This is a genomic window from Streptomyces apocyni (assembly GCF_009739465.1).
GTDB lineage: Bacteria > Actinomycetota > Actinomycetes > Streptomycetales > Streptomycetaceae > Streptomyces > Streptomyces apocyni.
Map to the genome: position 1 here is coordinate 77,118 of NZ_WHOM01000039.1, position 12,336 is coordinate 89,453.

Below are 12,336 nucleotides of genomic sequence, written 5' to 3' on the forward strand. Positions count from 1 at the left end.
TAAGGGCATGGCCAGCACTCGCACAGACCCCCTGTCCCTCGAGGTGGTCGAACTCATCGGCACCGTCGTGTCGCGGTATCACACGGAGTACGACCTCGCGGCGGGTCGGCACTCGCTGACCGGCGCGCAGGCGCGAGTGCTCACGCTGCTCGCGATGGCGCCGATACCGATGCGGCGGATCGCCCAGACACTGAAGTGCGAGCCGTCGAACATCACCGGCATCGTGGACCGGCTGGAGGCGCGCGGCCTGGTCGAGCGGCGTCCCGACCCGGCCGACCGGCGGGTGAAGCTGGCGGCGGCTACCGAGGAGGGACGGCAGACCGCGCGGGACCTCAGGGACGGCCTGGACTTCGCCCGCGAGCCACTGGCGCAGCTGAGCCACGAGGACCGGGTGGCCCTGCGGGACCTGCTCCGCAGAATGCTCGGCGAACAGCCATAGTCCGCGAACCGCGGCGAGGCGCGAACCGCCGCGAGGCGCCGCTCAGCCGTACGGCACCACTCAGCCGCCGAGTGCCCCACGCAGCCGCTGCGCGCGCAGCACCAGTTCCAGCTCGAAACGGCGGTCCGGGTCGTCGACCTCGTCGCCCCACAGCTCTCTGATCTGCCGCAGCCGGTAGCGGACCGTCTGCGGGTGCACCCCGAGCCGGGCGGCGACCTCCGGGGCGCCGCCCCTGGTCTCCAGCCAGGCCAGCAGAGTCTCCGCGAGGCGTCGGCCGTGCGCCGGGCCGCAGTGGGTGAGCGGGGCCAGACAGCGGCGGGCCAGGTCGTCGATCAGTTCCTCGGGCTGGAGCAGCACCAGCGCCTCGGTGTGCTCGGTGCAGAACAGCACCTCACCGCCGGGCAGCAGCCCGCGCTCCATGAGGCGTACGGCCGCCTCCGCCCAGCGCAGCGACTTGGCCGCGTCGACCAGCGGCACCGGTGGCCCGATCGCGCCCGACCAGCCGGTCATGGCGCGCTTCAGCAGCTCGGGGCGGCCCGCGGCGTCCGGCTCGGGCACGACCATCCGGGGCTGCTCGGTCTCCATGTCGAGCAGCACGCCCTGGCTGACGGCGGGCGCGACGGCCTCCCTGGCCGGGCGCAGCAACACCCCGACGGCCACGGTCTCCGGCAGCGGCCAGCCGATCCGGGCGGCCCGCTCCCCCAGCGCGTCCAAGGGGTCGGCGCCCCGGTGCTCGGCGAGCAGCAGCTCCATCAGCTTGCGCTGGAGCCGTAGCCGCTCACCGGCCTGGCGCGCCGCGGCTTCCGCGTAGCCGCGTACGGACTGGTCCACGAGGCCGTCCAGATACTCGAAGCCCGCCTCGGCCAGCTCGTACATGGCGGGTGGCGGGATCTCCACCTGCTGTCCGATCTCGGCGAGGCGGCGCCAGGCAAGGCGGACCCCCAGCCGGTAGACGGCCTGCAGCGAGTCGAGGGAGCGGCCGTGCAGGCCCTCGCCGCGGCCGAACTCCTGAAAGACCTCCGGGTGGTAGCGGGGCCGGTTTCCGGCCAGGGCGATCTGCTGGAGGAAGCCCTCCAGCGCGCGCCGGATGCCGACGAGCGCCATCGGCTCGCCGTAGTCGTCCAGGACGAGCGGCAGCTGCGGGTACTCGCGGCGGATCTCGCGCAGGATGTCCTCGGCGAGTACCGGCACCTCGTCCATGGCCAGGGCCGCGAACTGCTTGAGCTGGAGTTGCGGGACCTCGGTCCAGGCGGAGCGGGACACCGCGACCGGGGGGCGTACGGAGCCGCTCCCCGGCAGGTCGGCGGGCGGCGGAGCGGGTACGGCAGGGGGGTGGCGCGGGGGCATGGAGGTCAACGTTCCTGTTGCGCCGTCTCGTGAGTGACCAGCGGATTGTTCGGCTGGTCCGGTGTGGCGTCGAGCAGCGCCACGATGCCAAAGGCGGCACCAACGGCTAGCGCGGCGGCAAAAGCCGTGGTCAGCGCGGCGGCGAGCAGTCTGTGCATGGCTGGGTCAGCCTCTCTTTCGGGCACCCACCAAGGTCCCCTGCCGGCCCCACCCGGCAGTTGCTCAGTGTCGACAATGGATTGACAGTTCGTCAAGGGTGCGCTTACGTTCCCGCCCCATAAAGGTATGCGCAGATTCTCTGCCGCCACTGCGCCCTCGTGTGGCCCCCGCGTGGCACCTGTAGCCGCCGCGAATTGCCTCGAGTTCCCCGCAGTCGCCTCGAAAATCCTCCTCGAAACCCTGGAGTGCACGGATGCGCCGTACAGCCTCCCCATTGTCGCTGACCCTACTCGGCCTGGGCGTGTTCCTGCTGGTCCTGGGCCCCATGCTGGCCTGGTACGTGGCTCCACGGGCCAAGGTCACTCCGATTGATATCGATACGACAACGGTCTTCACCGGCAAGGGCTCGTATTTCGATCAGGGCAAGGTCGAAACGGTCGACGGCCAGGACCTCACGATCACCCGCAAGGTGCGCGGCGCCGTCGCCGAGAGCGAGAAGAGCGGCCGGGCGATCTGGGACGTCTCCACGACGGTGGACCACGACGGCACGCTGCCCGCGGCCGAAACCCGTGACGCGCTGCAGTGGACCGTGGAGCGCTGGGTGACCGACCGGAAGACCAACCGGCCGGTGCACTGCTGCAAGGAAGAGCCCTACTACGAGGGCGAGGCGTACCTGAAGTTCCCGTTCGACGTGGAGCCCAGGGACTACCGCTGGTGGGACAACACCGCAGGTCAGACGGTCGTCGTCGAGTACCAGGGCAAGAAGGAGATCCAGGGCTACGCGGGGATGCACTTCACGGCCAAGATCGAGAAGCCGATCAAGACCGGCACCCGGCAGGTCCCGGCCGCCCTGGTGAAGGCCGGTGAGGGTCAGGTACACGCCGAGGAGTGGTACCAGAACCACGGCATCGAGCTGGTCGCTGACCAGCGCACCGGCCGGATCATCTACGCCCAGATCGGCCCGAAGAAGACCCTCCGGGCGCCCGGCAGCGACAAGGACGCGGTCGTGCTGCTCGACAGCAAGAAGATCGCGTTCACCGAGGAGACCCAGAAAGCCCAGGTCAAGCTCGCCAAGGCGGACAGCAAGCGGCTGAAGCTGGTCAGCGAGACGCTGCCGGTCGGCGGCGGCGTGGCCGGTCTGGCCCTCGTCCTGGTGGGCGGATTCCTGGTCGTTCGGGGCCGCGAACGCCCGTTGACGCAGGAACCCTCCACGATGTGATGAGTTCTCAGCTCCAAGTGGGTCCGAAATTGTCACTTAGGTGAGTAGCCCGATCGAACAGCGCGGCGAAAACTGTCCATCCCCACCGCACACACACGGCCACTCACTCCCGAGTGGCCGACGGACCCGCACCCACCCGCACGGCCCCGCTCACGGTTTTTCCCGCTCACCTGATTTCCCCCGCTTCCGATCCGCACCCCGAGACGAGTTGGAGCACGGATGCCCCAGCACGTACCTCCTTCGCTGCGCGACTCAGCCCCGCTGGGCGCCATGACAGAAGGAGCTCCGCTCCGCACCAGGGCCGGAGTGGTTCCCCCCCACCCGCGCCGAATCGTCTTCCTCGCCCACCGCGACCTCGGCAACGAGGCCGCGGGCGGCTCGGAACTGCTCGTCGACCAGCTGGCCGACGGGCTGACCCGGCAGGGTCACCAGGTCACCCTGCTGTGCGGGGGCCCGGCGGCCTACCGCGACTACCGCGTGGTGTCCGCCGGTGGTACCTACGGCCACTTCCTCAAGGCCAGGACCGCCTTCGCCCGGCAGGTCGGCGATTGCGACCTGCTGGTCGAGGTCGTCAACGGTATGCCGTACCTGGCGCCGCTGTGGCACCGGGGACCCACCCTGTGCCTGGTCAACCACGTACACACCGACCTGTGGGGGATGCGCTACCCCGCTCCCGCGGCCCGCCTGGGCCGAAGACTGGAGCAGTGGGCGCTCACCGGCGCCCAGCGCGACAACCTGCTGGTCGCCGTCTCCCCCTCCACCGAGACCGCGCTGCGCGCCATCGGTGTACCCAAGGACCGCATCCGGGTCGTGCACAACGGCGTCGAGGAGCCGGGGCCGCTGGCGCCGCGCTCCGAGGAGCCGCTGTTCCTGGCGATGGGGCGGCTCGTCGAGTACAAGCGCATTGATCTGCTGCTACGGCTGTGGGAGCGGGTCCGCCCGGTCACCGGCGGCCGTCTGGTGATCGTCGGTGACGGTCCCGAGCGGGAGCGGCTTGAGCGGATGGCGGGACCGTCCGTCGAGTTCGCCGGGCATGTCTCGGAGGCCGAGAAGCACCGGCTGCTGTGCGCGTCCTGGCTGCTGCTGCACCCCTCGGCCGTCGAGGGGTGGGGCCTGGTCGTCACCGAGGCCGCCACTCGGGGCACCCCCGCCATCGGCTTCGACGTACCGGGTCTGCGGGACTCCATCGAGGACGGTGTCACCGGGCTGCTCGCCCGCGGCGAGTCCTCGTTCGCCGCCGCCTGGTGCACGCTGGCGCTGTCAGCCGAGCGCCGCGCCGCCTTCGGTAAGGCCGCGGCCGACCGGGCCGCGGACTACCGCTGGTCGAACACCGTGCGGCAGTTCCGCGCGGTCGCCGCCGAGGCCACCGCCGCCACACCCACCGCGATACGGCGAAGGTGACCCTGTACGTGTCGAACGAACCCACCCCCGAGCGAACCGCGCACCCGGCCGAACCAGCCGCCTCCGCCGCCCCCGCCGCGCCCCGCACCGCGCGGCAGCCGTCGGCGACCGCCCCGGACGCCTCCCGCGCCAGACCGCGGCCGACGAACACCACCGCGAAGGCCCGCCCCGAGCGGGCCATCGGCCGATTCAAGGACCCGTCGCTACGGCGCTCCGTCGCGCTGTTCCGCGCGTTCATGAACGAGCAGCAGGACCCTCAGCACTGCTACACGCTGCTCGCCCAGGACGCCGCCGACCAGGTCGAACGCCATGAGCCCCTGGCCGGGAAGACCGTCGTCGACATCGGCGGCGGTGGCGGCTACTTCACCGAGGAGTTCCGCCGCCGCGGCGCGCAGAGCTATCTGTTCGAGCCGGACGTCCAGGAGCTGGGCAGCGGCCCCGGCACCGGAGCCGTCCTGGCCGACGGCTATCTGCTGCCCCTCGCGGACGGCGTCGCCGACGTCTCCTTCTCCTCCAACGTCCTGGAGCATGTGGACGACCCGCAGACCTTCCTCAGCGAAATGGTGCGGGTCACCCGGCCAGGCGGCCTGATCTACGTCTCCTTCACCAACTGGTACTCGCCATGGGGCGGCCACGAGTGGGCCCCCTGGCACTACCTCGGCGCCGACCGGGCGGTGGCCCGCTACCAGCGACGCACCGGCCGGCCCGCCAAGCACACACTCGGCGAGAACCTGCACGCCATACACATCGGTCCCACCCTGCGTCAGGTGCGCTCTCGCGACGACGTCACCGTCGTATCGGCACGCTCCCGCTACTGGCCGTTCCTGGCCAGTGCCGTCACCAAAGTGCCGGGTCTTCGCGAGTTCGCGACCTGGAATCTCCTTCTCATTCTTCGGCGGTGTCCATGACCACGGTCCAGACGACCCCTCAGCTGCCACCACAGGCACCGGTTCCGACGGGGGGTCCCGCGCAGGGGCCGCCCCCTGACGGACCTCGGTCCCGACGGTGGCTTCTGGGGTTCTGGGCTGTCGTGTTCGTCCTCTTCCTGGTGGTCTCGCCGGGACGGATGACGTTCGAGACCAAGCTCGGGGTGGCCCTCGACCCCTGGAAGTTCCTCAGTGAGCTGGGTCAGCTCTGGCAGAGTCAGGGCGGATTCGGCGGGCTCACCAACCAGTACATCGGCTACGCCTTCCCCTCGCTGCCGTTCTACGCGCTGGCCGACCTGGTGGCGCTGCCGGTGTGGCTGGCCGAGCGGCTGTGGATGTCGCTGATCGTGGCGGCCGCGTTCTGGGGGGCGATGCGCCTCGCCGAGCGGCTGAACATCGGCAGCTCGGCCACGCGCCTCCTGGGCGCCGCGGCGTTCGCGCTGTGGCCGACGTACACCATCGTCGTCGGCTCGACCTCGGCGGCCGCGCTGCCCGGCGCGATGCTGCCCTGGGTGCTGCTGCCGCTGACCAACGACAAGGTGAGCGCACGGATCGCGGCGCTGCGCTCGGCCGCGCTGATCCCGTTGATGGGCGGTGTCAACGCGGCCTCGGTGCTGGCGTCCCTGCTGCCCGTCGCGCTGTATCTGCTGTCCCGGCCGGGTGGTCCGCGTAAGCGGAAGCTGATCATCTGGTGGGTGCCGGGTGTGCTGCTCGCGACCGCCTGGTGGGTCGTCCCGCTGCTGCTCCAGGGCCTCTACGGCGAGAACTTCCTGCCGTACGTCGAGTCCGCGCAGACCACGACCGACACCATGTCCGCGACCGAAGCGCTGCGCGGCGCCGGCAACTGGGTGGCGTATCTGCACTTCGGCGACGCCTGGCTGCCCGCGGGCTGGACGGTCGCCACCGGCGCCCTGGCCATCCTGGGCTCCGCGATAGCCGCCGCGCTGGGCCTGGCGGGCCTGGCCCGGCGCGATCTGCCGGAGCGCCGCTGGCTGGTGCTGACCGTCGCGACGGTCGCGCTGATCACGCTCGCCGGATACGGCGGCACCTTCGGCGGACTCTTCCACTCGACCGTGCAGGACTGGCTGGACGGCTGGCTGGTGCCGTTCCGCAACATCTACAAGTTCCAGACCGGGCTCGCCCTGGCGCTCGCCTTCGGCCTGATCCACCTGGTGGCCGTGGCCGCCGAGCGGCGCGGTGCCCGCCCCGTGCCCGGCCGCCGCTTCGTCCCGGCGATCGCGGCGCTGCTGGTGATACCGGGGCTCGCGCTCCCCTATGTCAACGGCTCGATCCTGCAGCCGGGTTCCTTCCAGGAGCTGCCCAAGTACTGGAAGACCACGGCGGGCTGGCTGGAGAAGTACTCCCCCGACTCGCGCGCCCTGGTGGTCCCGGCCACCGCGCACGGCATCTACACCTGGGGCTCCCCCATCGACCAGCCGCTCGACGTGCTCGCCGACTCCCGCTGGGCACAGCGCGACTACGTTCCCTTCGGCACCCCGGGCAACCGGCGCGCCATGGACGCCGTCGAGCAGGCGCTGCTGACCGGTGGCACGGTGCCGGGCCTGCAGGACTACCTCAGCCGCTCCGGGCTGCACTTCGTCGTCGTACGCAATGACCTGGACCCGGACCAGGTGGGCTACGTGCCCACCACGACCGTGAAGCGGACCCTGGAGGCCTCCGGGTACGAGCGGGTCACCGGATTCGGCCCGGAGATGACCGGCGGCCGGATCGCGGACAAGACGCCGCTCCAGGTCGAGGGCCTGTACCCGAGGCAGCGGGCGGTGGAGATCTACCAGCCCAGCGACCAGACGCACCGCCCCGGCCAGGTCGGCGTGCAGCCGGTCGCCGACACGGCCGTGGTCAGCGGTGGCCCGGAGGCGCTGCTTCCGCTGTCCGCCGACCCGGCGATGCGCAACCGTCCCGTGGTGCTCACCGGGGACAACCACCCGGGCCTCGGTTCGCCTTCGCTGCTCGCCGTGGGCGACGGACTGCGGCGCGCCGACACCCGCTTCGGCCTGGTCAACTCCAATACGTCGTACACCTACACACCCGACGAGAAGAACCACAGCGGGAGCCTGCAGAACCCCGGCGAGAAGCCGCTGCAGATCCTGCCGAGCAAGGGCGTCGAGCACCAGACGACGGCGGTGATCGCCGGTGCGAAGTCGGTGACCGCGTCCTCCAGCGGCAACTGGCTGTTCCATCTGCCGCAGTACGACCCGGTGAACGCCTTCGACGGCAACGGCGACACCGCTTGGGCCGAGGGCTCGGCGGGCAAGCCGGAGGGCCAGTGGCTGCGGGTCGACTTCGACAAGAAGGACAGGCCCGAGATCCCGGGCACGCTCGCGGTCCGGCCGCTGGCGCAGGACCAGGTGCGGGCCGCGCCCACCAGGGTGCGCGTGGAGACCGACCGGGGGAAGGTCGACAGCGTTCTGCTGCCGAACGGCACCCCGCAGGAGATCAAGGCGCCCAAGGGCGAAGCGAAGTGGCTGAAGATCACCATCCTGGACGTCGAGGAGGCGAGCCCCGGACTCTCCGGCGCCGGGTTCTCCGAGATCACCATCCCGGGCGTCACGGTGAACCGCGTACTGGCACTGCCCAAGGACGCGGAGGACGTCAAGGCCAAGTCGACGATGTACTCGATGCACCGCGCCGCCGACCCGGGCGGCCTCGGCCCGAACGCCGCCGAGATGGGCCTGCACCGGCAGTTCACCACCAAGGAGTCCGGCGAGTACACGTTCAAGGGCAGCGCGATCGCGGTGCCCGGCAACGAGCTGGACGAGCTGCTGTACCGCGTGGCACCCGAGACCAAAAGCGGCAAGCAGCTCAAGGTGACCGCCGACTCGACGGCCCCACTCGGCCCGAACGTCTCGCCGCGCAACCTCAGCGATGGTGACCTGACCACCGCGTGGATCGCCGGGGACAGTGCCGTACTGCACCTGAGCTGGCCCGACAAGACGGCGGTCGGCGAGATCGTCTTCGCCGCGGCCGGGGGCCTGTCGACCCGGCCCGAGAAGATCAAGATCAGCTCCCCGGACGGGTCCACCACCGCGGGCGTCGACGAGAACGGCATGGCGCGCTTCGAGCCGATCACCACCAACCAGATGGACATCACGATCACCAAGACGGCACCGCTGACGCTGCACAACTCCCTGGCGGACAAGGAGTTGCAGCTGCCGGTGGGCCTCACCCTGGTGCACGTCCCGGCGCTCTCGCAGGAGGGCAACGACCACCGCACCCCGCAGCCCGACCCGGAACGCAGCTTCGAACTCGCCTGCGGTGAGGGCCCGGAGGTCGCCATCGGCGGCGAGCTCTACAGCACCAGCGCCAAGGGCACGGTGGGCGATCTGACGCAGCGCAGGCCCATCGACGTGACGCTGTGCACGACCGAAGAGGCGGACGGCACGGTCCAGCTCGGCGCGGACACCCACCGGGTGGACGCGGCCGACAAGGGCCCGCTGGTGATCACGGACATCTCGCTGACGCGGGGCGCGGGCCTGGAGACGGCTTCCGGCTCCACGACCGCGGACTCGACCGCGAACGCCGACCGTGACGTGAAGGTCAGCGACTGGGCGGGCGACCGCCGCGCCCTGACCGTCGGCGCGGGCGACGCCTCGTATCTGTCGATGTACGAGAACGCCAACGACGGCTGGAAGGCCACCCTGAACGGCAAGGAGCTGACCTCGCTGCGGCTCGACGGCTGGCAGCAGGGCTGGCTGATCCCGGAGGGCGAGGGCGGCACGGTCAAGCTGGAGTACCGGCCCGCCCAGGTGTACCAGGCTGGGCTGATCGGTGGTGGCGTGGCGCTGCTGGTCCTGCTGGGGCTGGTGCTGTACCGCCGCGACGAGGAGAACACGGACGGTCCGTCGCCGGTGGCTCCGGCTCCGGGGCTGATCCTGGGCACCGTGGCGCTCGCCGTGATCGGCGTCGTGATCTCCGGGCCGTTCGGTCTGCTGGTTCCGGCGCTCGCGGTGGTGGCCTGGTGGCGGCGTTCGCTGCTGGTGCCGATCGCGCTGGTGGCGATGGCCGGTGCGGGTATCGCCGCGGCGATCGGTGCCGGGCAGACGGTGTCCGAGGGCGAGGGCGCGTTCTCGCCCGTGGCTCAGGTCCTGGCCCTGGTGGCGCTGTTCGCAGCGCTGGTGACCGGGCGCGAGGAGTCGTCCCAGGCCCGGGAGACCGAGCCGCCGGTTCCGTCGGTGACGCCGGTCCCGGCCGGTGCCACGCTGCCGCTTGGCCCGTACGCGCCGGGGACGATCCCGGCGGCTGGTCCGGGTACGGCACCGCCGCGGCCCGGGCCGCAGGTTCCGGCCGAGGGTGCGACGAGCCGCGAGGCCGCGGGCCCGGGCCCGTCCGTACCGCAACCGGCTCCGGAACCGGCACCGCAGCCGACTCCGGAACCGGCCTCGGCACCGGACGATCCGGCGACGACCAGCTTCTCGCTGCGCAAGCCCGACCAGGGGGAATCCCCGTCCGCCGCGGCCGCCCCGGCCGAGTCCGACCAGGGCCCGTCCGACACCCCGCCCCACGACCCGAGGGAAGGTAACGCCCCGTGACCGGACCCGCCCGCTCCGCCCGCCCCGCCCCGGACTTCCGGTCACCCCTGCGCACCGGCTGGGCCGGACGGCCCATACCGGGCACGGTGGAGACCTGGACCTGTCCAACGGACCGGGCCGGACGGGGCGGGCGGCCCGTGCGCCACTCCCGCACCGTCCCGCGCGGGGAGGCGCGTCAGTGACAGCCGTACAGCAGTCGGCCCCGCGCCCTGGCACTCCGGTGCCCGGGGCGCGGGTGCCGTTTCCCGTAGTCGACGAGGTGTCCCGGCACTGTCTTCAGGACGAGGAGCCGGAGACCATCCACATAGAGGTGCATCTGCCGGGCCGCCTGGACCCGGCGCGGCTGCGCGCGGCCTTCAACGAGGCACTCGCCCGGCACCCCCGCGCGCTGATGCGGGAGGTTCCGGGCCGCTGGTACCGCAGGCGGTACGAGTGGGAGCTGACCGGCACCCCCGACGTGGACCCGGTGCACGTCCCGCCCGCCGGACCCGACGCCCTGCGCCTGGCCCGTGAGCGCTCACTGACCGAGGCGCCGTCCCTTTCGGCCTCGCCGCCCGTCCGGCTGGAACTGGTCCAGAACTCAGCCGACCCAGCCGACCCGGGCGGCTGCGTCCTGATCCTGGTGATCCATCACACCGCGATGGACGGCCCGGCCTGTATGCGCGTCCTGGCCACCGCCGCCGAGATCTACGGCGGCCGGGACAACGCGCCCGCCGCGCCCCGGTCCCGTCCGGCCGCCGCGTCCGAGCCCGGCCGGGACCCGGTGGCGATGCCCAGCGGCTGGTCCAGGCCCGCGCATGTGGCCCCCGGCACCCCCGAGGGCACGCCGGGCAACCGCATGCTGCTGGTGGACCTGCCGGTGCCGCGCCGCCCGAAGGGCGTCCCGTACACCGTCAACGACCAGCTGATGGTCGCCACCGCGCTGATGATCGCGCACTGGAACCGCGAGCACGGCCGCCCGACCGGGCCGATGCGGATCACGATGCCGGTCGACGACCGCAGCCGGGGCGTCGATATGCCCATCGGCAACGGCACCCGGCTGGTCGAAGTCCCGTACACCGCCGACGAGCTGGCGCTGGCACCCGCCACCAGCACCAGCACCAGCACCAGCACCGACACCGTCTCCGCTGACCAGGTCAGGGAGCTGCTGCGGCGCACCACCGAGCGCACCCGCGCCCTCAAAGCCGCCCCCCGCCCCCAACTCGGGTACGGTGCCGCGCTGCTCACCGCGCCGGTGCTGCCCGTCGCCTGGCGGGCCGCGTTCACCCGGGGCCTGCGCAGGGCGGCGGGCCCCTGGGCGTCGACGACCCTGCTCAGCAACATCGGCAGGATGCCGTACCCGATGGACTTCGGCGAGACGGCGGGCCGGGCGACGGCGGTGTGGTTCGCCGCACCCGCCCGGCTGCCACGTGGACTCGCGGTGACCAGCACGTCCACCGACGGACGGCTGCACCTGGCCCTGCGCTGGTCCAGGCGGCTCCTCGGGGAAGCCGACGGGGCACGGCTGCGCGATCTGTTCGAGCACTATCTGCATGCCACCGAGCTTCTGGCCGAGGGGACCCCATGACCACCACACTCCCCAGGAACGGACTGCGGGACTTCTACGAGGACCCGGCCGTACCCGTCGCGTCGGGCGACGCCCGCAGCCTCCGCCAGGCCCAGATGCTGGCCCGGGCACTCGGCCCGGCTGGCGCCACGCCCGCCACCGTCCTGGACGTCGGCTGCGGTGACGGCACCGCGGCCAGGACCGCGGCGCCGCTGCTCGCGGGCCACCGCGTGATCGGCGTCGACTGGTCACAGGACGCGCTGAAGCGGGCCCAGCGGCACATGACCCATGTCGTACGGGGTGAACTGACCGACGGCGGGCTGCCGTTGGCGGACGGTTCGGCCGACGCGGTGCTGTTCAGCGAGGTCATCGAGCACCTGGTCGACCCGGACAGCGCCCTGGACGAGCTGCGCCGCGTCCTGCGGCCGAAGGGCCACCTGATGCTGTCCACGCCGAACCTGGCCGCCTGGTACAACCGTGCCCTGCTGCTCGCCGGGGTGCAGCCGGTCTTCTCGGAGGTCAGCCTGCGCGGCATCCACGGCCGCCCGGGCACCGAGGTGGTCGGCCACCTGCGGCTCTACACGGCCCGTGCGCTGCGCGAGTTCCTCACCGCGTCGGGATTCGAGGTGGTACGCGTCGCGGGGGCGCCCTTTCACGGGGTGCCGCGTCCGCTGCGCGCCCTGGACCGGCTGGCCTGCGTCCGACCAAGTGCCGCCTCGATCCTGCTCGTCCACGCCCGCAGGACCTGA

Annotated in this window: 10 protein-coding genes; 8 read left to right on the forward strand and 2 right to left on the reverse strand. The window is 71.9% G+C overall.

All coding sequences use genetic code 11. The annotated features are described in order from the left end of the window. Positions 1-7 precede the first annotated feature (7 nt). Positions 8-439: a MarR family winged helix-turn-helix transcriptional regulator gene (locus GCN81_RS06420; protein WP_156722566.1), complete on the forward strand. Its 432-nt coding sequence runs from the start codon at positions 8-10 to the stop codon at positions 437-439. A 60-nt stretch (positions 440-499) separates the two neighbouring features. On the opposite strand, the gene GCN81_RS06425 is transcribed toward GCN81_RS06420, so the two are convergent. Further along, positions 500-1,786: a helix-turn-helix domain-containing protein gene (locus tag GCN81_RS06425; RefSeq protein WP_156722568.1), complete on the reverse strand. Its 1,287-nt coding sequence runs from the start codon at positions 1,784-1,786 to the stop codon at positions 500-502. A gap of 5 nt (positions 1,787-1,791) precedes the next feature. Continuing rightward, positions 1,792-1,944 carry a hypothetical protein gene (locus GCN81_RS31750; protein ID WP_197287505.1) on the reverse strand — a complete coding sequence of 51 codons (153 nt, stop codon included), beginning with the start codon at positions 1,942-1,944 and terminating at the stop codon, positions 1,792-1,794. Positions 1,945-2,198: 254 nt separating this feature from the next. Here GCN81_RS31750 and GCN81_RS06430 point away from each other — a divergent pair, with 254 nt between their 5' ends. From GCN81_RS06430 to GCN81_RS06460, 7 genes are all read left to right on the forward strand, one after another. Further along, on the forward strand, positions 2,199-3,164 hold the full coding sequence (locus GCN81_RS06430) for a DUF3068 domain-containing protein (protein WP_156722570.1): 966 nt from the start codon (positions 2,199-2,201) through the stop codon (positions 3,162-3,164). 270 nt (positions 3,165-3,434) lie between these two features. After that, complete coding sequence (locus tag GCN81_RS06435; protein ID WP_231626410.1) at positions 3,435-4,565, forward strand: glycosyltransferase family 4 protein; 1,131 nt, start codon at positions 3,435-3,437, stop codon at positions 4,563-4,565. A gap of 236 nt (positions 4,566-4,801) precedes the next feature. Then, positions 4,802-5,473, forward strand: a complete 672-nt coding sequence (locus GCN81_RS06440; protein ID WP_156722873.1) for a class I SAM-dependent methyltransferase — start codon at positions 4,802-4,804, stop codon at positions 5,471-5,473. Continuing rightward, positions 5,470-10,041, forward strand: a complete 4,572-nt coding sequence (locus GCN81_RS06445; RefSeq protein ID WP_156722875.1) for an alpha-(1->3)-arabinofuranosyltransferase — start codon at positions 5,470-5,472, stop codon at positions 10,039-10,041. The genes GCN81_RS06440 and GCN81_RS06445 overlap by 4 nt, the downstream gene beginning before the upstream one ends. Further along, a complete protein-coding gene (locus tag GCN81_RS06450; protein WP_156722574.1) occupies positions 10,038-10,223 on the forward strand; it encodes a hypothetical protein in 186 nt (61 codons plus the stop codon). Before GCN81_RS06445 ends, GCN81_RS06450 begins: the two co-directional genes overlap by 4 nt. Further along, complete coding sequence (locus GCN81_RS06455; protein WP_156722575.1) at positions 10,220-11,608, forward strand: condensation protein; 1,389 nt, start codon at positions 10,220-10,222, stop codon at positions 11,606-11,608. The genes GCN81_RS06450 and GCN81_RS06455 overlap by 4 nt, the downstream gene beginning before the upstream one ends. Next, the gene (locus GCN81_RS06460; RefSeq protein WP_156722577.1) at positions 11,605-12,336 is read left to right on the forward strand and encodes a class I SAM-dependent methyltransferase; all 732 of its coding nucleotides are present in this window, start codon (positions 11,605-11,607) and stop codon (positions 12,334-12,336) included. Before GCN81_RS06455 ends, GCN81_RS06460 begins: the two co-directional genes overlap by 4 nt.